The organism is Neorhizobium populisoli (genome assembly GCF_019430945.1).
GTDB lineage: Bacteria > Pseudomonadota > Alphaproteobacteria > Rhizobiales > Rhizobiaceae > Neorhizobium > Neorhizobium populisoli.
In genome coordinates this window covers 122118-140645 of record NZ_JAHYCB010000004.1, presented here as the reverse complement: position 1 = coordinate 140645, position 18528 = coordinate 122118, and the positions used below count along the sequence as shown (strand labels likewise).

Genomic DNA, 18528 nt, shown 5'->3' with positions numbered 1-18528 from the left:
CGCATGGTTTCTCCCCTCATTCTTGTCCTCAACCCAAGCTCGTCGGTGCCGATGACGGCGGCGATCGACAGGGGGCTGGATCGGTTACGCATTCCGGGCGGACCCGAGATCGAATGTTTCAGTATTGCCGATGGGCCGGAATTCATCATGACGGAAGAGGATATCCTCCGTTGCGGCCTGCAGATCGGCGAGGCGGTGAAAAACCGGCCGGAAGCAGCGGCGGTTGTCATCGCCTGCTACGCTCAGCCCGGCCTTCAGCATGCGCGAACCCTTACCAAAGCACCGGTGATCGGCATTCAGGATGCGGCGGTTCTCTTGGCCATCGGCATGGCGGATCGCTTCGGCGTCATCGCGCTGTCGGAGGCTTCGATTGCGCGGCATATGCGCAATCTCCGTTGGCTTGGTGTTGAACATCGGCGGGCTGGCGAAACGGTGCTGAAGCGGGAAGGGGAGGGTGACGACGCGCTGTTCACCGGGCTCGTTGAAGCCGGCCGCACGTTGCAGGCCAAGGGTGCGGACGTGGTGATCTTCGGTTGCTCAGGCTTTCCGGCGCATCGCGCGCGGTTGGAGGAAGCGCTTGGCATTCCGGTGATCGATCCGACACAGGCGGCCGTCGGCGCCGCACTGGAGCAGGTGCTTCGATGACGGTAGTGGTACACTTGTTCACCGCTATGAAAGCGCGTGTCGCGTGATACCCCCCTCTGCCCTGCCGGGCATCTCCCCCACAGGTGGGGAGATTGGCTGGGCGCACCTGCTTCTCCAAACAATGGCCGTTGCCAGTTATACCGCCAACTCGATACCTGCGTACCAACGAGGCCGTGCCTTTGATCGCTGCGCGGTAAGCGATAGCTACAGGCGAAAGGTCGTCCCGCGAGTCAATCTCCCTCCTTGTGGGGGGGATGCCCGGCAGGGCAGAGGGGGGTCTGGCGGGGTACTCCGGCCAATTTGACCATCCTCCCTGCGCGACCGGGGATAACCAGAGCCGTCGCCCAAGCATCTTCAACCACTTAACCTGCCGCTTATCCTCGCCCTCATCACCCATGCCTACAATCCCCCTCGCTTCCGTTGCCGGAGTGTTTCGCGAGACGTTCGCGGGCAGGCGGAGGCCGGCGCTTTCATCGGAATCGTAACGTGCGGGGAGGGTGGAAGAGGTGAAAGCCATGGAGCGACTGCGGAAACGTTGACGTTCCTATCAAGCATCCCCTGGCCGCCAGGTCGGGTTCGGTTTGAGCCGTGCAAGCGCAGGAGCGATCCTGCGTGCAGAGAAGGCGAGGCAATCACCTGTAGGGACCGGAAGTCCCGAAAAGACGCCGAAGGCCACGCGAATGCGGAGCCACCATTATTAAACTACTTGAGGTTCCGCATTCGTGTGGGCTCTCCGATCTTTGACATGACCACGGCGGGATACCGCGCGTGGAGGATCGGCATGCGTTACCGCAACCGATGCTCCAGCCGGCTGATGATCCGCACCAGCGGCCACAACACCAGGAGATAAATCCCTGCCGCCAAAATGAGCGGGGAGGAATTGTAGGTGAGCGACCGGGCCAGATCGGCGGAATGCAGTAGTTCGGGCACCGAGACCACGCTGGCCAGCGTCGTCAGCTTCACCAATTCGATCGTGTTCGACAACAGGTCCGGCAGCACATTGCGCACCGCCTGCGGGAACGTCACGTAGAGAAAGGTCTGACCGGCCGTCATGCCGGTCGAGCGCGCCGCCTCCACCTGTCCCTTCGGCACGCTCTTCATGCCGGCGCGAAAAATCTCGCCGAAATAGGCCGATGCATTCAGGAAGAAGGCGACGCTGATGGCGGCGAGTGCCGGCACCTGCAACCCGAGGAACGGGATGCCGGCATAAACGAAGATGATCAGCACCAGCGGCGGGAACGAGCGGAAGAAATCGATCGCCAATATCGTTGGCCAGCGCAGCGCGCGATGGCTGGAGGTGGCGAGCAGCATGGTGCCGATGCCGCCGGCAATGCCGATCGGGATCAGCACGGCGCAGAGCAGGGCGGTCTGGATGAGACCCGCGAGGATCATCGGCCAGACGCGGGCCATGACCTGGAAATTGAAGAATTCCTGGATCAGCATATCCATGTCAGTGGCCTCCCCACTGATAACGCCGTTCCAGCATCCGCGAGGCCAGGATCAGCGGCGCAAAGACCAGAACATAGAGGAAGGCGCCCATGGTGAGTGGCGTGGCGTTGGACGACATGGAGAGCGCCGAATTCGCCTGGCCGAGGATTTCGTTGACGCCGATCGCGCTGCCGAGCGCCAGGTTCTTGGTGATCGAGATCGTCCGGTTGGTGAGCGGCGGAATGGCGAGTTTCACCGCCTGCGGCAGGATGACGTGAAACAGCGTCTGGCCGAATGTCATGCCGGTGGAGCGTGACGCCATCCACTGGCCGGGCGGCACCGATGTGATGCCGGCCCAGAAGACCTCCTCGGAAAAGGCGGCTAGCACCGCGCCGAGCGAGGTCCACAGGACCACGAGGCTCGGCAATACGATACCGACATTCGGCAGGCCGAAGAAGATCACCAGGATGATGGCGAGCGGCGGTAGCGCTCGGAAAATATCGACGAAGAGGATGATCGGGATATTGAGTGCCCGGATGCCGAGCGTCCGCAGCGATGCCAGCAGCATGCCGCACGTAACTCCGGTCACGACGACCAGCAGGCCGGCGGCGATCGTCACCCAAAGGCCCTCGACGATGGTCGGCCAGTAGCGCCAGGCGATATCGGCATTGAAGAAGGTGAAAACGAAGCGGTTCCAGGTTTCCATTGGGCCGTCCTAATGCCGGACTTGCCGCAGGAACTGCCGGGTGCGCTCGTGTTGCGCATTCGTAAAAATCTGCTCGGCGGTGCCGGATTCCACCACGAGGCCGTTTTCGAGGAAAACCACGCGGTCGGCGGCATTGCGGGCAAAGTTCATCTCGTGGCTGGCAATCACCATGGTCATGCCGCGGTCGCGCAGCGACTTGATGACTTCGAGCACGCTGTCGACCAGTTCCGGATCGAGTGCCGATGTCGGCTCGTCCATCAGGATCATCATCGGATTGAGCGCCAGCGACCGGGCGATGCCGACGCGCTGCTGCTGGCCGCCGGAAAGCTGCGACGGATAGGACAAAGCCTTTTCCGCCATGCCGACCAGTTTCAGGTTCTCGATGGCGCGGGCGTCCGCCTCAGCCTTCGGCATCTTCATCACTTTGCGTAAGGCAAGCGTGACATTGCCTATCACGGTGAGATGCGGATAGAGGTTGAAGCTCTGGAACACCATGCCGATCTTGCGGCGCATCTCGTTGATGTCGGTGGAGCGGGCAAGAAGATCTGTGCCGTTGAGCTTCAGCGTGCCGCCGGTCGGCTCTTCAAGCCGATTGCAGCAGCGCAACAGCGTGCTTTTGCCGGAGCCGGACGGGCCGATCAGGAAGACCAGTTCGCCGGCTTTCACCTGCAGGTCGACGCCTTTCAGGACTTCCGTCTGGCCGAAGGTCTTGCGGATCTGCAGGGCCTCCAGAAGGAAGCCCTGCGAAGCGACGGGAGACGAGCTCATCAGCATTTCGGCTCATGCGGGGTGGCGTCATAACCTTGCACGCCCGGCGCGCCGTAACCCGGGAAGATCGTCGTGGTGGACGAACCCGGCTTCGGCTCGACCTCGAACCACTTGACGTAGAGCTTGGTCAGCGTGCCGTCCTTCTTCATGCATTCCAGCGCGTTTTCGAGCGTATTGCGCAGCTCGACGCGGTCGTTGCGGGTCGGCATGGACCAGGTGAGGCCGGTCTCGTAGAGGAAGGAGTTCTTGAGGCGCGGATTGTTCTTGACCACCCAGGCGACGACCGTCGAGGCCGAAACGTTGGTATAGGCGCGACCGGCCATGACGGCCTGGACGGCATCCGTGCTGGTGGCGAAGGACTGGAACGTCCAGCCGTATTTCTCGGCATTGTCGGCCACCCACTTTTCGTAGATCGAGCCCTTCTGCACGGCGATTACCTTGCCCTTCAGGTCTTCGAGCTTGGTGATGTCGGGCTGGTCCTTCAGTGTCAGGAAGCGATAGTCGGCATCGACGAAACCTTCCATGAACAACATCTGCTGGGCACGTTCCGGCGTGATGGTCACGACGGCGGTCAGGAAGTCGTAGGTGCCCGCCTGCATGGCCGGGATGAGGCCGGCGAACTGGGTGCCTTCGACATCGATCTTGCGGCCGATGCGCTTGGAGATTTCATCGACGACGTCGATGTTGAAACCTTCGAGGCCGCCCGAGACCTTCGGCATGGCATGCGGCGCGAAGGTGGCATCGATCGCCGACTTCAGCGGCGTCTTGTCCTGCGCGAGTGCCGGCGCGGCTACGCCTATCGCCGTTGCAGTGAGAATGAGTGCGAGTGTATTGCGAAACATGGTCCAACCCCTCTGTGCTTAAGTACAAGGCGCCGCACGCTATGCTGCGTGCTTGCGGCTTCCAAGCATTCCCATTCGCCTTTCCGGTCGTGCCTTAGAAAATCCGAATGCTGATCGAAAGGCTACAGAAAACGCCGGGTTCGGACATATCCCAAATTCCGAACACAGGATGCCTTATAACGCTGCTTCCGTTCGGTCAGCCTAAAATATCATCAGGCGTCCATCAGCCCGCCATCGGCAAGGATGCGCTGCACGAGACCGGCGACGTTTTCGCTGCTCGCGCCGCGTTTCCAGGCAAGTGACAGCTGCATGTCATAGGTCTGTGGCAACGGAATGGCCGCCATCTTGTCGTCCAGACCCGATATGGCCCATTGTGGCAATAGCGCCAGATGCCCGTGTTCGATGACGAGGTTGGCGATGACGGGGATGGAGTCGATCTCGATGAAGGACAGCCGCGCCCGTTCCTCGGGCTTCAAGATATCCTCGATCAGCGTCACGAATTTCTGGCGAAGACCGCTTTTCAGGCTGGGCAACGCGATCGGCGTGCCGAGCAGCAAGCGGCGCAGGTCATGCGGCTCGACCAGCAGATCGGCGGGGCCGACCAGCGCCAGACCGGAGCGGGAGACGACGCGGTGATCGACACCCGCCGGAACCTCCACAGTGTCGAGAAGTACGATATCGTAGAGCCGGCTGTTGAGGCCGGAGAGAAGTTCCTCGGCATTGGTGCTGGAGATGAACAGAGGATTGCGCGGCTGGCGGCGAGGCCATTCTGCGGCTAAGAGGGCGAGGATGCGGGCGATACGGCTTTCGCGACCAAGCGGCGTGACCGAGCCGAGATTGGTCATCATGCTGGCACGGCGGAAACGGTCTCCGGCACGGTCGGAAATCCTCAGCCAGATGGTTTCGAGATCTTCGCTCAGCGTCAGGAGTTGCTTACCTTCCGGTGTCGGCGCCGCGCCCGCCGCGGTACGGACGAGAAGCGTCAACCCGAGATCCTTTTCCAGGCTTTTGAGCTGTCGGGTGAGCTGCGGTTGGCCGATGCCGATTTCGATTGCGGCACTGCGAATGCTGCCGGTGCGGGCCATGACGATGAAGCGCGACAGTGCCAGTAATGAGACGGAGATGCGGGCCGCATGGCGCTCGACCGATGGCTCTTCGGTCTTCGAAAGCGAGGCAATTTCAAGGATGAGATCGGCGGCGCGGGAGAGATCGCGGCCAAGGCGCCGGCCTTCCAGCGTCGTCAAAATGCGGTTGCCGACAGTGGTCGTCAGCGGCGTGGCGATATGCGATTGCAAGCGGGAAAGGGCGGCCGAAACGCTGGCGACCGGTCGCTCCAGCGCGCGCGACGCCTCGCGGACACTGCCGAGCGACAACACGTAATGCGCAATCAGAAGAGTGGCGACGTCCATTGCCCAAACTTTCAACAGAGAACTTGTCAGCCTCGCAGGCTGGTATAATTCGTTCATGATATGGGATATCCCTCGCCTCTGTAAATTCTCCTATCGTGGGTTTCATCGGGGCCGGATAACCGGATACATAGAACCAAATAAAGCGTTCAATCAGGGAGGAATGATCCATGTCGGATTTTGATCTTGTGCTGAAAGGAACGCTTGTCCTGCCGGACCGCATCGTGCCCGGCGGTTATGTCGCGGTGCGCGACGGGCTGGTGGCGGATGTCGGTCAGGGCGTAGCGCCGGCCGCCAGAGAGCGCCACGATCTCGGCAAGTCGCTGATCCTGCCGGGCGCGATCGACGCGCAGGTGCATTCGCTTTCCCAGAAGAACCAGGAGGATTTCATCTGGTCGACCTGCACGGCTGCTGCGGGCGGCGTCACGACGATCGTCGACATGCCCTATGACGAGGGCAATCTCGTCTGCTCGGCGGAAGCCGTGCGCAGCAAGGCGGCTCATGCGGGGGAGCAGGCGCGGGTCGATTTCGCGCTTTACGGCACGGTCGATCCGGAAGAGGGGTCGAAGCGCATTCTCGAACAGGTCGAGGCCGGTGTCGCCGCCTTCAAGTTCTCGACCTTCGGCACGGACCCGAAGCGTTTTCCGCGCATTTTCGCGCCGCTGATGGCGGAGTGTTTCGCGGCGATCGCGCCGACCGGGCTGACGGCCGGCGTGCATAATGAAAACGACGAATATGTCCGCTGGGCGATGGAAAAGGTGAAGGCGTCCGGCATTACCGATTACCGCGCCCATGAAATGTCGCGTCCGCCGCTGACCGAACTGCTCGCCATGAACGAAATCTACGAGATCGGTGCCGCCACCGGCTGCCCGGCGCATGTGGTGCATTGCTCACTCGGCCGCGGTTACGAGATCGCCGCCGGTTATCGCGCGCAGGGTCACCGCGCCACCGTCGAATGCCTGATCCATTATCTGACGATCGACAGCGAAACGGACGCCAAGCGTCTCGGCGGCAAGTCGAAATGCAATCCGCCGATCCGCCCCCGCGCCGAGGTGGAAAAGCTCTGGCGGCATGTCGCCGCCGGCAATGTGACGCTGCTTTCTACCGACCATGTCAGCTGGTCACTGGATCGCAAGACCAATCCGGACATGCTGGCCAACGCCTCCGGCTTGCCGGGGCTGGAAGCTATGGTGCCGCTGTTCGTCAAGGGCGCGCTGGAGCGCGGCGTCTCGCTCACCTGGGCCGCGAGGCTGATGGCGCTCAATCCCGCGAAACACTTCCGCATCGACCATATCAAGGGCGCTCTGGAAATCGGCAAACACGCGGATATCGCCGTGCTGACGCCGGAAGAGCATGTGTTCGACGCGTCGAAGACCGGCAACAACGTCGTCGGCTGGTCGCCCTATGACGGCATGACGTTGCCTTACAAGGTCGCCGCGACCTATCTGCGCGGCCGGTTGGCCTATGACGGATCGAAGGTTCTGGCGGAGCCGGGCAACGGCAAATTCGTCCGGCCGCTGCCGAGCCTTTCGCTGCAAGGGATGGCCGCATGAGCCGCAATCTCCCCGTCAAGGCAGACCGCATCGCGGAAGATATCGATGCGCTGGCCGGCATTACCGAGCCGGACAAGCCCTGGACGCGCCGCGCCTTCACGCCGATGTTCCTGAAAGGTCGGGAATATCTCACCCGCCGTTTCAAGGATGCGGGGTTGGAAACGCGCATCGACGCGGCCGGCAATCTCATCGGCTTTCGCAAAGGTAGGGAGAGCAAGGGCACGCTCATGCTTGGTTCCCATTCCGATACCGTGCCGAATGGCGGTCGTTTCGACGGCATTGCCGGCGTCATCACCGCGCTGGAAGTGGCGCGCTCGCTGAATGACGCAGGTATCGAACTCGAACACGATCTGGAAATTGTTGATTTCCTCGCCGAAGAGGTCTCGATCTTCGGCGTTTCCTGCATCGGCAGTCGCGGCATGCTGGGCCTGCGCCCGCCCGAATGGCTGGAGCGGCAGGTGGATGGCGTGACGCTGGCCGAGGGCATCAGCGCCGTTGGCGGCAATCCGTCTTTCATCGGCAGCCGCGACGATATCAAGGCGTTTCTCGAACTGCATATCGAGCAGGGGCCGGTGCTCGAAGCGGAAAAAATCGATATCGGCGTGGTGACGGCCATCTCCGGCATTACCCGCATAGAAATCCTCGTCGAGGGCAGGGCGGACCATGCCGGCACGACGCCGATGGGTTCGCGCCTCGATGCGCTGAGCGCCGCCTCGCATGTCGTGCTCGGCATCGAGCGGATCGCAACGGAACTGTCGCGCGGCCCGAGCCATTTTGCGGCGACGGTCGGCGAGTTTTCCATGGAGCCGAATGCCGCCAATGTCGTGCCGTCGCGTGTGCGGATGCTGATCGATGCGCGCGCCATCGATCCCGCCGTGATGGAAACTTTCGCTGATGCGGTGGCTGCGCTTTGCGTGGACGTAGCATCGAAGAGCGGTGTTGATATCGCCGAGCCGCGGCGCATTTCCAACAATCCGCCTTCGCTGATGTCGGACCAAGTTGTGGCGCTTCTGGAAGAAAGCACGGCCGGCCTCGGTTCCACGAGCCGACGCATGGTCTCCGGTGCCGGACACGATGCGGCTTATATCAGTCGTGTCGCGCCCGCCGCCATGGTCTTTATTGCCTGCCGTGAAGGGCGCAGCCACACGGCGGAGGAATGGGCGGAAAACGACGCTATCGCGCTCGGTGCGGCGGTCCTCTACGAAACGGTCTTAAAGCTGGATAAGCAATAAAGGAGCAAGGGCATGGGTCGGATTCTGACGGAAAAGGATGTCGAGGCGGCAGTGCGCGGCGGCTCCGTTTATGCGGCGGGCGGTGGCGGCTGGGCCGATCATGGCCGGATGCTCGGTTATGCAGCGGTCAGCATCGGCAAGCCGGAACTGATCACCATCGACGAACTGGACGACGACGAATGGGTTGCGACGGCTGCGGCGATCGGCGCACCGGCTTCCACGACCAATTGGGAAATGCAGGGCATTGATTACGTCAAGGCCGTGCAGCTTCTGGAAGACGCGCTTGGCGAACAGGTCTCGGCGCTGATGATCGGCCAGAATGGAAAATCCTCGACGCTGAACGGCTGGCTGCCGTCGGCCATTCTCGGCACCAAGGTTCTGGATGCGGTGGGTGACGTGCGCGCCCATCCGACCGGCGACATGGGCTCGATCGGCATGGCGAATTCGCCCGAACAGATGATCCAGACCGCTGTCGGCGGCAATCGCGCCGAAAATCGTTATATCGAGCTCGTCATCCGCGGCGCCACGGCAAAAGTCTCGCCGGTGCTGCGCACCGCCTCCGATATGTCCGGCGGCTTCATCGCCTCCTGCCGCAATCCGCTGCGGGCCTCTTATGTCCGCGACAATGCCGCGCTCGGTGGTATCAGCCTGGCGCTGACATTAGGCGAGGCGATCATCGCGGCAGACGCGAAAGGCGGCCATGCGATCATCGATGCGATCGTCAAGACGACGGGCGGGACTATCCTGACCGAAGCGGAAGTGACGGCGAAATCGGTCGTCTACACCAACGAGGCCTTCGATGTCGGCACGCTGACGCTCGGCTCGGGCGACAAGGCTCTGACCATGCATGTGATGAACGAATACATGGCGGTGGACGATGCCGGCGGCAATCGTCTTGCCACTTTCCCGGACATTATCGCGACGCTGTCGCCGGAAGGCGAGCCGATGAGCGTCGGTCAGCTGAAGGTAGGTATGCAAGTGTTTCTGCTGCATGTGCCGAAGACGCTGATCCCGCTGGCATCGAGTGTGAAGGACCCGTCGGTCTATCCGATCTGCGAGAAGGCTCTGGGGATTAGTATCGCGGATTATGCGCTGGCTTGAGTGATGTGAGACGGTGCCGCAGGTTAAGCCCCTCCCCCTTGTGGGGAGGGGTTGGGGAGGGGACTTCACTTTAGAAGAAAGACCCCTCCCGCCTGCCGGCCACCCTCCCCACAAGGGGGAGGGTTTAAGATCGCTGCACCCTCACACGATCGCCAATCCGCTTGAAAGAATGAGGCTCACCCCCTCACGACTCCGAGGAGACACAATCATGCCCAAGCCAAACCCGCGTCACCCGAATTTCCCGATTCCCGGCGGGCCTGAGCTGCGCGCCAAGGGCTGGCGGCAGGAGGCCTTGCTACGCCTCCTCGAAAACGTCCTCTCCGTCGGTGAAGACCCGGACAATCTCATCGTCTACGCTGCCCTCGGCAAGGCGGCCCGCAACTGGCCGGCGCATGCGGCGATCGTCAAGGCGCTGAAGGAGATGGACGAGGATCAGACGCTGATCATTCAGTCCGGCAAACCGGTGGGCCTGCTCAAGACCCATGACAAGGCGCCGCTGGTGATCATGGCGAACTGCAATATCGTCGGGCAGTGGGCCAAGGCCGAATACTTTTATGAACTTCAGGAAAAGGGGCTGATCTGCTGGGGTGGGCTCACTGCCGGCGCCTGGCAATATATCGGCAGCCAGGGCGTCATTCAGGGCACCTATGAAATCTTCATGCGGATCGCCGAAAAGCGGTTTGGCGGCACGCTGGCCGGCCGATTCGTGCTGACCGCGGGCCTTGGCGGCATGGGTGGTGCGCAGCCGCTCGCCGGCCGCATGGCCGGCGCCGCGATCCTTGTGGTCGATATCGATCCGGAACGGGTTGCCAAACGCAAGTCGATCGGTTTCCTCGATGAAGTGGCGCCTGACCTCGATACGGCGCTTGCCATGATCGATGCGGCGGTGAAGGAAAAACGCGCCGTCTCGATCGGCCTCGTCGGCAATGCCGCAGATATCTATCCGCAGATCGTCAAGCGCGGCATCGTGCCGGATGTGGTTTCCGACCAGACCTCGGCGCATGACCTCGTTTACGGTTATGTGCCGAAGGGCATGAGCCTTGAGGAAGTGCGTCGGCTGCGCAAGGAAGGCCAGGGCCAGCTGATGGCGGCGAGCCGTGCCTCGATCGCCGATCATGTCCGCGCCATGCTGACCTTGCAGGAAAAGGGAGCCGAGGTCTTCGACAACGGCAACCTGATCCGCACCCAGGCGAGAGAGGGCGGTGTCGACAACGCTTTCGATATTCCCATCTTCACCGAAGCCTATTTGCGGCCGCTGTTCGCCCGCGCGATCGGCCCGTTCCGCTGGATGGCGCTGTCGGGTGAGGAAAGCGATATCGCCCGCATCGACGATCTTGTGCTTGAGCTTTTCCCGGGCAATTTCATCGTCACCAACTGGATCCGGCTGGCGCGGGAAAACGTGCCCTTCGAAGGCCTGCCGGCCCGAATCGCCTGGCTCGGCCATGGCGAGCGCACGAAACTGGCGCTGGCGGTCAACGAATTGGTGGCGAAGGGCGAGCTGAAAGGCCCGGTCGCCTTCTCGCGCGACCATCTCGATGCCGGTGCCATGACGCATCCGAATATAATGACAGAGAACATGAAGGACGGGTCTGACGCGATCGCCGACTGGCCGTTGATCAATGCCATGACCCTTTGCTCATCGATGGCCGACCTCGTCGTCATCCATTCCGGCGGTGGCGGTTATGCGGGATACATGACCAGCGCCGGCGTGACGATCGTTGCCGACGGCACGGCAGCCGGTGCCGAACGGCTCGCGCATTCGATCACCAACGATACGTCGCTCGGAATCATTCGTTATGCGGATGCCGGATATGACGAGGCGATCGAAGCTGCGGCCGAGCATGGCGTCGGGCATATCCGGCTGGGCTTGTAACACACGTTTTTCGTCCACGGAGACCGCAGGCCAGCGGGTAGTATTTCGCGCCATTGGCGCGGCGTTCTCAGAACAGCCTTGGCCTGCCTACCGTGTCGAAAGCGGTGGCGGGGGTGGCGGTGTGGTCGGGCCGGGACCGAGTGATCGCTGGACCATGACGCTATCCGCCCAGCGGCCGTAACGATAGGCTACTGCCGGCAGCAGACCCACGCGCACGAAGTTGAAACGCTCGTGCAGCGCGAGCGAGGCGGCGTTGTCGGCATCGATATAACCGATGATCTGCCGGAAGCCCGCGGCGGCGCAGGCATCGATCAGCCCGCGCAGCAGGCGGCTGCCGATGCCCTTGCCGATATGGTCGTGATGCACATAGATCGAATGCTTGACCGTGTAGCGATAGGCCGGTCGCTTGCGGAATAGAACCACATAGGCATAACCGACCACCTTCCCGTCCACTGTCGCGACGATGTGGGGCAGGCGCTTGCTTTTCAGGTTCTTGCGCCGGTCGCGCAGATCGTCGGGTTCCGGCGTATCGCTGTCGTCGACGCCCTCCTCGATGCCGCGGCGGATATGCCGGCGATAGATCGCCAGCATCGCCTCCACATCCGCATCCCGAGACGGACGAATGACCACTTCCTGCTGCATGCTCGTTTCCGTTTCCGACATCGATTATTCCGCGGCGACGTAGGTGTAGAGCCGCACGCGGCCCGACGTATCCGTTTCGCGATAGACGCCCTGGATTTCCACTTCAAAGCCCGGGAAGGTGTTGAAGCAGGTTTCGAACATCTTGAGATAATCGATCATCGGCTGCGCCTGTTCGGTCAGGCGCTCGCCCGGAACGATGGTGGCGATGCCGGGCGGATAAACGACGAACGGCGTCGTGGCGATCCGGCCGGTGATCTCGCCGATCGGCAGATAATCGACATCGTTGCGGACGAGACAACGCGCCGCGTCATGCGGCGACATGGCCGCCGGCGGCAGGTGGGCGGCGGAGAACTGCTTCGTCTGCAGCGCGCTGACATCCGCCTCGCGGAAGAAGCGGTGCATGTCGGCGCAGAGATCGCGCAGGCGCACGCCGGCATAACGGCCCGGCCGGCGGCGATAGAATTCCGGGATCACCTCTTCCAGGAGCGCATTGTCGTCATGCAGCTTCTTGAAGGCGACGAGGCCGCTAATCAAAGTGCCCGCCTTGCTCGCCTCGACGCCCGGCGTCAGCAGGAAAAGCAGGGAATTCAGGTCGTTTTTTTCGGCGACGATGCGGTTTTCGCGCAAGTATTGCGCAACGATCGGCGCCGGAATGCCGTGGTCGGCATAAGCACCGGTGCGGCGGTCGAAGCCTGGGGTGAGCACTGTCAGCTTGTTGGGGTCCGTCATGGCGAAACCGGCATGCATGTCGCGGAAACCGTGCCATGCGGCATCCGGTGCCAGATGCCAGAAGGCCGGATTGGTCGCCAGCTGGTCGGTGGCGATGCTTTCCCACGGCACGTCATGCGCGGCACCGGGGCTGGAAACGTCGGGGATAGACACCCGGTCCGGCACGAAGGGTTCGAAGAACCAGCGGCGCTCGACGCGGGATTCTTTCTCTTCGAATTCCCGTCGCACGGCGCGCATCTTCTTGCGCAGCTCGATGCCGAGGCGGATCGTGTCGTCCCACAGCACTTCGCCGGAACGGCCCTTCATCATCTGCGCGCCGACATCCAGCGAGGCGAACAGCGGATAGAAAGGCGAGGTCGAGGCGTGCTGCATGAAGCTTTCGTTGAAGCGGCGATGCTCCACGCGGCGCTTCTGGCCGGTAATGTGCCGGTCCTTCATGTGGATCTGCGACGCCTGGGAGAAGCTGGCGAGCTGCTTGTGCGTGGATTGCGTGGCGATGATGCCCGGCGAATCCGGCCCGAGGTTCTGCAGGCCCATGGCGAAGCGGCCGGCATAAAGCGGGTGAAACTTCATGAAGCCGGCCCATGCCTCGTCGAAGAGGATGTAGTCGCAGAGATGGCCGATGCTTTTGAGGATCATTTCCGCGTTGTGGATCGTGCCGTCATAGGTGCATTGCTCGACGACGGCGACGCGGAACGGCCGCGGCTTCTTCCAGGCCTCGGGGTCCTTGACCAGCGGATTGGTGCGGATGCGCTCGCGGAGCATATATTCGTCCAGCGCCGCGAAATCCATCGGGCCGATCAGGCCATAGGCGTTGCGCGCGGTCGGCACGTAGATCGGGATGCCGCCGGAGATCATCAGCGCGCCGTGATGGGCGGCCTTGTGATTGTTGCGGTCGAAGAGAACCAGATCGCCATCTGTGACAAGAGCGGAAAGCGCCACCTTGTTGGAGGTGGAGGTGCCATTCAGGACGAAATAGGTTTTTTCCGCGCCGAAGATTTTTGCCGCTTCCTTCTGCGCGGCAAGCGCCGGTCCCTCGTGGGTCAGGAGGTCGCCGAGATCGAGCACGGAATTGTCGAGGTCGTCGCGGAACACCGCTTCGCCCAGATGCTCCATGAACACCCGGCCGATCGGGCTGCGGCTGTAGAAGACGCCGCCATTGTGACCGGGGCAGGTCCAGAGCTGGTTGCCTTCCTCGGCATAATCGACCAGCGCGCCGAAGAACGGGGTTTTCAGCGTCTCGGCATATTGCTTCAAGCGGCTGATCAGGTTCTTGGCGATGAAGCCGGGTGTTTCCTCCGACAGGAAGACATATCCGTCGATGAAATCCAGCACCTCGACAGGAACGTCCTCGAAACGCTTGCCGCGGATCAAAAGGAGGATCGGAAAATCCAGCCCGCGGCGGCGCATCAGGTTGATCAGATGCGAGGTCTTGCCTTCAAGGCCTTTCTTGCCCCAGTCGACCATCATGCAGCCGATCGCGGCATCGGTCTGCACCACCACTTCGGCATCGTCCAGAGTCCGGGCGCGGACCACTTCGAAACCGGAGCGCTCTATTTCCGCGACGATCTGGTTGTACCGCGCGCCTTCCAGATCCTCGTTGTCGAAAGAGGGGGTCGCGAACAGGAAATTGAAGCGTCTGAAATAGTCCATGAGGGCCTCCGCTATTGATCCGACTGGAGGTTTTGACGCTTTTTATGACAGGGTTGTGACTGGGCGGCGATTTATTAGACGCAGATACCTGTTGGTCCCCAACGCTCTCGCGGTATAGCCGTGTATGGGCAAGTCAGAAAGAGCGGAACCGGTTGCTCCGCCCCCCTTCCAACCACGTCTGATCAAAGCAGGTCGCGGCCCGCTAAATTCTTCATCAGCGCCGAGATCCCGAACTCCCAGGCCGGGCAGTCGGTGGAAAGCCGCACTGTATTGCGCAACGTACCGAGCGCCGGCGAGGAGATTTCCACCACGTCGCCGATCTTGTGGGTAAAGCCCTGGTTCTTGACGTCACGATCTTCGGTCGGCGCAAACAGCGTGCCGAGGAAGAGCATGAAACCGTCCGGATATTGATGGTGCTTGCCGCAGGTCTGGCGGACGAGATCGAGCGGATCGCGGCTGATCTGCGACATCGAGCTCTTGCCGTTGAGCACATAACCTTCGAGGCCGGTGACCTTCAGGTCGAGCTGGGCGTTGCGGACGTCATCCAGCGTATAGGTCTGATCGAGCAGGCGCACGAACGGGCCGATCGAGCAGGAGGCGTTGTTATCCTTCGCCTTGCCGAGCAGCAGGGCGGAGCGGCCTTCGACGTCACGCAGGTTGACGTCGTTGCCTAAAGTCGCGCCCTTGATCTCGCCGCGGCTGTTGACCGCCAGCACGATTTCCGGCTCCGGATTGTTCCAGGTGGAGATCGGGTGCAGGCCGACATCGGCGCCCCAGCCGACCGAGGAAAGGACCGGCGCCTTGGTGAAGACTTCCGCATCCGGGCCGATACCGACCTCCAGATATTGCGACCACATGCCTTCCTTGATCAGCGCTTCCTTGACATTGGCGGCCTGCGGCGAGCCCGCCTTCAGATCGCGGAGGCTGCCGCCGATAATGGTGCTGACCTTCTCGCGGATCGCCGCCGCGCGATCGGGATTGCCGGCCGCTTTTTCCTCGATCACCCGCTCGATCATCGATTGCGCGAAGGTGACGCCGCAGGCCTTGACGGTCTGCAGGTCGGCGGGCGCCAGAAGATAAGGTTTTGCCGGGTCCGGCTGGCCGATACTGTTGGCAGCGATCTCATCCAGCGTGCCGAGGCTCTGGCCGCCGGCGCTGCGCACGAACTCGGCGGCATCGTCGCGTTCCAGCAGCGCACTCATCGTCGGCGCTTCGCGCGAGGTGATGTCGATCAGCTTGCCGTCACGCAGCGTCACGAGGCTCGGGCCGGAAACGGCCGGGTTCCAGACGCGGCCGACAAACAGGCCATTGATGGTCGTATCGATGAGATGATCGGTCATGTCGGTAAATCGCCTTCCGCTTTCGGCATCAAGATAAATCAACGCGGCTCCCTGCGGACCCTCGCTCCCGGGCGGTACCATACGGTCCCTGCCGATTTCCGAAAAGGCCGATCTTGCTGGTTTCGGACCTTAGCCGCAGGCGCGCGCAATCATTTGTGATAGAGCAGGATCATCAGACCGCGGATCGTTTGTTTCGATCGGTTGACGATGCGGTGCGGCACGTCGGCGGCATAGCGGGCGGTCTCGCCGATATCGAGTGTCTTCGTCACGCTGCCGCTGGTGATCTCGAAACCGGAGGTCAGCGCGGTGAAATGTTCGAAAGCGCCCGGCGCATGCGGGGCGCTGTCGAGCATGCCGGATGGGTCGATCTCTACATCATACCATTCGATCGAGCCGGCAAGCCGCGGCGGGCTGAGGATGCGCAGACGGCAAAGCCCGTCGGCGCTGCGAATTTCCGGCGTGTGGGAGGCGGAGGTGATTTCGATCGAGCCGTTTTCCGCCGGCACGGCCTTGTCGTCCAGGAGTTCGGCGATCTCGATCTTCAGCGCCCGTGTCATACCCCATAGCACGGCGAAAGTCGGGTTGGCCTGGCCGCGTTCGATCAGCGACAACATGGATTTCGAAACGCCCGAGAGTTCCGCAAACTGCGTCAGCGTCAGCCCGCGCAGCTTGCGCTGACGCTGGATGATGGGGCCGATCTGCGGTGCGTCGATATTGTCCTGATCTTCCGACATATCTGTTGCTGTAGAGCCTTTACACGTTGTGTTGCAACAGTCTTTCGCTATGCCCGAAGCTCAGTCAAATCGCCGTGGCCGAAGATCGTGGGGAGCAGGAGGGGCGCCAGAGCCCTCCTGCGGTCGGTATCGTCTCAGTCTTCGATCCGCTCATGGGCGTCGGCCTTGCCTTTGGCCCAATAGCCGGCGGCCTTGATCCAGCTCAGCGGGTATCCCCGTTTTTCGACAAGGTAGGCCCGCACGGCACGCGCCACGGAAGCTTCGGCGGCGACCCAGATGAATGTCTCCGGCTCCAGTGCGATCTTCTCGAGGGCGGCAATGAGACCGGATTCGTCGGTCGCCCGGGAAAGCGGGCGGTGAACCCAGATCGTCTCGAGCTCGGCGCGCGTTTCAAAAACCTGCTGTTCTTCGGACCCCGCAACGGCTGCGATGCTGACGATCGAGGTGCCGGCCTCGGCTTCCTCGATCCGCCTTCCGATTGCCGGCAGGGCCGTTTCGTCGCCGATCAGTATCCAGCGCCTGATACCGGAAATCACCGCAGATCCGCGTGGACCGCCGAGCGCGAGCGTGGTGCCCGGCCTGGCGTCCAGCGCCCACTGGGTTGCCGGTCCGGCTTCGTGGACCGCGAAATCCAGGACGAGAGTTTTCGCATCGTTGTTGTAGCGGCGCGGCGTATAATCCCGACGCTCCGGTTCGCCTTCGGCCGCCGGCAGGAAAATCTTGACATGGTCATCCGGTGCGGCACTGATGAAATCCGCAAGATCATCACCGACAAGAGTGATCCGCAGCATTTGCGGCGTCACGTATTCGACGGCCGAAACGGTCAGCGAGCGGCGCTTCAACTCGTGGCGGACGCGTTCGATACGTGGGGCGGCAGGGGAGGTGGATAGGTCGTTCATTCTTCAGTCCTTGTACTAAGGCTGGACGCCCCGATCTGCCGGACATGACCGCGCAGACCGAAACCGGCCAAGCCCGATCGATCATGCGCGTTGAGTGACGTTAACGCTTACGTGCAGAAGGCCCGATTGCGCACTGCAGTGTGTCCCTGACATAGGCCCGAAAGTGGATTATTGCAATCCAGTATTTTGGCCAGTATTTTCGCTCAGAACGAGAGGTCGAGAACCCGCCCTTCGAACAGGCGGTCGCGCGATCCTTCGAGATGTCGGCGCATCAGGTCGCGGGCTTCCTCGGAGCGGCCGTCGGCCACGGCGCGAAAAATCTCCTCGTGTTCGTCATAGACCTGCTGCAGGCCGGGCCGCGGTCCCATCAGCGACAGGCCGTGCAAGTGCATGCCGACGGCGATATGCGCTTTCAGCGCCTCCATCGACGCCGTGTAGAAATGATTGTTGGCCGCTTCGGTCACGGCGCGGTGGAAATTGAAATCCGCCTCGGTGCGATGCAACTGGTGGCTCGTCGCCTCACGCAATTCGGCGAGGGCTGCGGCAATCTTCTCGATCGCCGCCTTGTCGCGCCGCTGGGCCGCAAAAAACGCGGCGGCCGGTTCGATCGTCAGGCGGAATTCGTAGCAGCGCTGGATATCGGCAATCGATTTGACCGGCGAATAGGCAAGCTGGGAAGCGCCCGACGCCTGGGCGCTGACGAAAGTGCCGGCGCCCTGGCGGGAATAGATCATGCCCTGTTCGCGCAACCGGCTCAACGCATCGCGCACGACGGGGCGGGAAACGCCGAGCATGGCGGCAAGCTCGTGTTCGCCCGGCAAGCGGCTGTCCGGCGCGTAATTGCCGGTGCGGATGCGCTCCTGCAACTGGTCGAGGACGCGATCGACAAGTTTCACGGTTCGGCCACGCTCGGTCTTTGCGCCTGCCGTCACTCCTGTCTCTCTCCGTGCGCCTTCAGCCAGTCGGTCTGTCATTCT

The 18528-nt window shown here is 62.1% G+C and carries 16 protein-coding genes; 5 read left to right on the top strand and 11 right to left on the bottom strand.

The window, feature by feature from the left end; all coding sequences use genetic code 11:
• Window positions 1-3 precede the first annotated feature (3 nt).
• Window positions 4-645 (top strand): aspartate/glutamate racemase family protein, encoded by a 642-nt coding sequence (locus KX729_RS11875; RefSeq protein WP_219742680.1) that lies wholly within the window; start codon window positions 4-6, stop codon window positions 643-645.
• Between the two features lie 786 nt (window positions 646-1431).
• Here the strand turns inward: KX729_RS11875 and KX729_RS11870 are convergent.
• The 5 genes from KX729_RS11870 to KX729_RS11850 all read right to left on the bottom strand — a co-directional run bounded on the left by KX729_RS11870 (window position 1432) and on the right by KX729_RS11850 (window position 5798).
• Complete coding sequence (locus KX729_RS11870; protein ID WP_219742679.1) at window positions 1432-2094, bottom strand: amino acid ABC transporter permease; 663 nt, start codon at window positions 2092-2094, stop codon at window positions 1432-1434.
• 1 nt (window position 2095) lies between these two features.
• Window positions 2096-2779 carry an amino acid ABC transporter permease gene (locus tag KX729_RS11865; protein ID WP_219742678.1) on the bottom strand — a complete coding sequence of 228 codons (684 nt, stop codon included), beginning with the start codon at window positions 2777-2779 and terminating at the stop codon, window positions 2096-2098.
• A 9-nt stretch (window positions 2780-2788) separates the two neighbouring features.
• Window positions 2789-3547, bottom strand: coding sequence for an amino acid ABC transporter ATP-binding protein (locus KX729_RS11860; protein ID WP_219742677.1), 759 nt, complete (start codon window positions 3545-3547; stop codon window positions 2789-2791).
• A complete protein-coding gene (locus tag KX729_RS11855) occupies window positions 3547-4389 on the bottom strand; it encodes a transporter substrate-binding domain-containing protein (RefSeq protein ID WP_219742676.1) in 843 nt (280 codons plus the stop codon). Before KX729_RS11855 ends, KX729_RS11860 begins: the two co-directional genes overlap by 1 nt.
• A 212-nt stretch (window positions 4390-4601) precedes the next feature.
• Window positions 4602-5798 carry a LysR family transcriptional regulator gene (locus tag KX729_RS11850; RefSeq protein ID WP_219742675.1) on the bottom strand — a complete coding sequence of 399 codons (1197 nt, stop codon included), beginning with the start codon at window positions 5796-5798 and terminating at the stop codon, window positions 4602-4604.
• 167 nt (window positions 5799-5965) lie between these two features.
• Here KX729_RS11850 and ertD point away from each other — a divergent pair, with 167 nt between their 5' ends.
• The 4 genes from ertD to ertB all read left to right on the top strand — a co-directional run bounded on the left by ertD (window position 5966) and on the right by ertB (window position 11554).
• Complete coding sequence (gene ertD / locus KX729_RS11845) at window positions 5966-7348, top strand: hydantoin-5-propionate amidohydrolase (protein ID WP_219742674.1); 1383 nt, start codon at window positions 5966-5968, stop codon at window positions 7346-7348.
• Window positions 7345-8580, top strand: coding sequence for a Zn-dependent hydrolase (locus KX729_RS11840; protein ID WP_219742673.1), 1236 nt, complete (start codon window positions 7345-7347; stop codon window positions 8578-8580). Before ertD ends, KX729_RS11840 begins: the two co-directional genes overlap by 4 nt.
• A gap of 12 nt (window positions 8581-8592) precedes the next feature.
• Window positions 8593-9681: a thiohydantoin desulfurase gene (gene ertC / locus KX729_RS11835; protein ID WP_219742672.1), complete on the top strand. Its 1089-nt coding sequence runs from the start codon at window positions 8593-8595 to the stop codon at window positions 9679-9681.
• Window positions 9682-9889: 208 nt separating this feature from the next.
• Window positions 9890-11554, top strand: coding sequence for a thiourocanate hydratase (gene ertB / locus KX729_RS11830; protein ID WP_219742671.1), 1665 nt, complete (start codon window positions 9890-9892; stop codon window positions 11552-11554).
• An 87-nt stretch (window positions 11555-11641) separates the two neighbouring features.
• Here ertB and KX729_RS11825 read toward each other — a convergent pair whose 3' ends face one another.
• The 6 genes from KX729_RS11825 to KX729_RS11800 form a co-directional block, all read right to left on the bottom strand.
• Entirely contained in the window at window positions 11642-12217 is a 576-nt protein-coding gene (locus KX729_RS11825) for a GNAT family N-acetyltransferase (protein WP_376775956.1), read from the bottom strand.
• Window positions 12218-12220: 3 nt separating this feature from the next.
• A complete protein-coding gene (locus KX729_RS11820; RefSeq protein WP_219742670.1) occupies window positions 12221-14578 on the bottom strand; it encodes an Orn/Lys/Arg family decarboxylase in 2358 nt (785 codons plus the stop codon).
• A gap of 182 nt (window positions 14579-14760) precedes the next feature.
• Window positions 14761-15918 (bottom strand): fumarylacetoacetate hydrolase family protein, encoded by a 1158-nt coding sequence (locus KX729_RS11815; protein ID WP_219742669.1) that lies wholly within the window; start codon window positions 15916-15918, stop codon window positions 14761-14763.
• Window positions 15919-16067: 149 nt separating this feature from the next.
• Window positions 16068-16652 carry a helix-turn-helix domain-containing protein gene (locus KX729_RS11810; protein WP_219742668.1) on the bottom strand — a complete coding sequence of 195 codons (585 nt, stop codon included), beginning with the start codon at window positions 16650-16652 and terminating at the stop codon, window positions 16068-16070.
• A gap of 134 nt (window positions 16653-16786) precedes the next feature.
• Complete coding sequence (locus tag KX729_RS11805; RefSeq protein WP_219742667.1) at window positions 16787-17551, bottom strand: siderophore-interacting protein; 765 nt, start codon at window positions 17549-17551, stop codon at window positions 16787-16789.
• 203 nt (window positions 17552-17754) lie between these two features.
• Window positions 17755-18525: a FadR/GntR family transcriptional regulator gene (locus KX729_RS11800; RefSeq protein WP_219742666.1), complete on the bottom strand. Its 771-nt coding sequence runs from the start codon at window positions 18523-18525 to the stop codon at window positions 17755-17757.
• Window positions 18526-18528: the final 3 nt, after the last annotated feature.

Excerpts from the sequence above, each read along its gene's own strand:
- KX729_RS11850 (WP_219742675.1), bottom strand. The coding sequence starts at position 5,798 with ATGGACGTCGCCACTCTTCTGATTGCGCATTACGTGTTGTCGCTCGGC.
- ertD (WP_219742674.1), top strand. The coding sequence starts at position 5,966 with ATGTCGGATTTTGATCTTGTGCTGAAAGGAACGCTTGTCCTGCCGGAC.
- KX729_RS11860 (WP_219742677.1), bottom strand. The coding sequence starts at position 3,547 with ATGAGCTCGTCTCCCGTCGCTTCGCAGGGCTTCCTTCTGGAGGCCCTG.
- KX729_RS11865 (WP_219742678.1), bottom strand. The coding sequence starts at position 2,779 with ATGGAAACCTGGAACCGCTTCGTTTTCACCTTCTTCAATGCCGATATC.
- KX729_RS11805 (WP_219742667.1), bottom strand. The coding sequence starts at position 17,551 with ATGAACGACCTATCCACCTCCCCTGCCGCCCCACGTATCGAACGCGTC.
- KX729_RS11855 (WP_219742676.1), bottom strand. The coding sequence starts at position 4,389 with ATGTTTCGCAATACACTCGCACTCATTCTCACTGCAACGGCGATAGGC.
- KX729_RS11870 (WP_219742679.1), bottom strand. The coding sequence starts at position 2,094 with ATGGATATGCTGATCCAGGAATTCTTCAATTTCCAGGTCATGGCCCGC.
- KX729_RS11825 (WP_376775956.1), bottom strand. The coding sequence starts at position 12,217 with ATGTCGGAAACGGAAACGAGCATGCAGCAGGAAGTGGTCATTCGTCCG.
- KX729_RS11810 (WP_219742668.1), bottom strand. The coding sequence starts at position 16,652 with ATGTCGGAAGATCAGGACAATATCGACGCACCGCAGATCGGCCCCATC.
- KX729_RS11820 (WP_219742670.1), bottom strand. The coding sequence starts at position 14,578 with ATGGACTATTTCAGACGCTTCAATTTCCTGTTCGCGACCCCCTCTTTC.
- KX729_RS11800 (WP_219742666.1), bottom strand. The coding sequence starts at position 18,525 with ATGACAGACCGACTGGCTGAAGGCGCACGGAGAGAGACAGGAGTGACG.
- ertC (WP_219742672.1), top strand. The coding sequence starts at position 8,593 with ATGGGTCGGATTCTGACGGAAAAGGATGTCGAGGCGGCAGTGCGCGGC.
- KX729_RS11875 (WP_219742680.1), top strand. The coding sequence starts at position 4 with ATGGTTTCTCCCCTCATTCTTGTCCTCAACCCAAGCTCGTCGGTGCCG.
- KX729_RS11815 (WP_219742669.1), bottom strand. The coding sequence starts at position 15,918 with ATGACCGATCATCTCATCGATACGACCATCAATGGCCTGTTTGTCGGC.
- KX729_RS11840 (WP_219742673.1), top strand. The coding sequence starts at position 7,345 with ATGAGCCGCAATCTCCCCGTCAAGGCAGACCGCATCGCGGAAGATATC.
- ertB (WP_219742671.1), top strand. The coding sequence starts at position 9,890 with ATGCCCAAGCCAAACCCGCGTCACCCGAATTTCCCGATTCCCGGCGGG.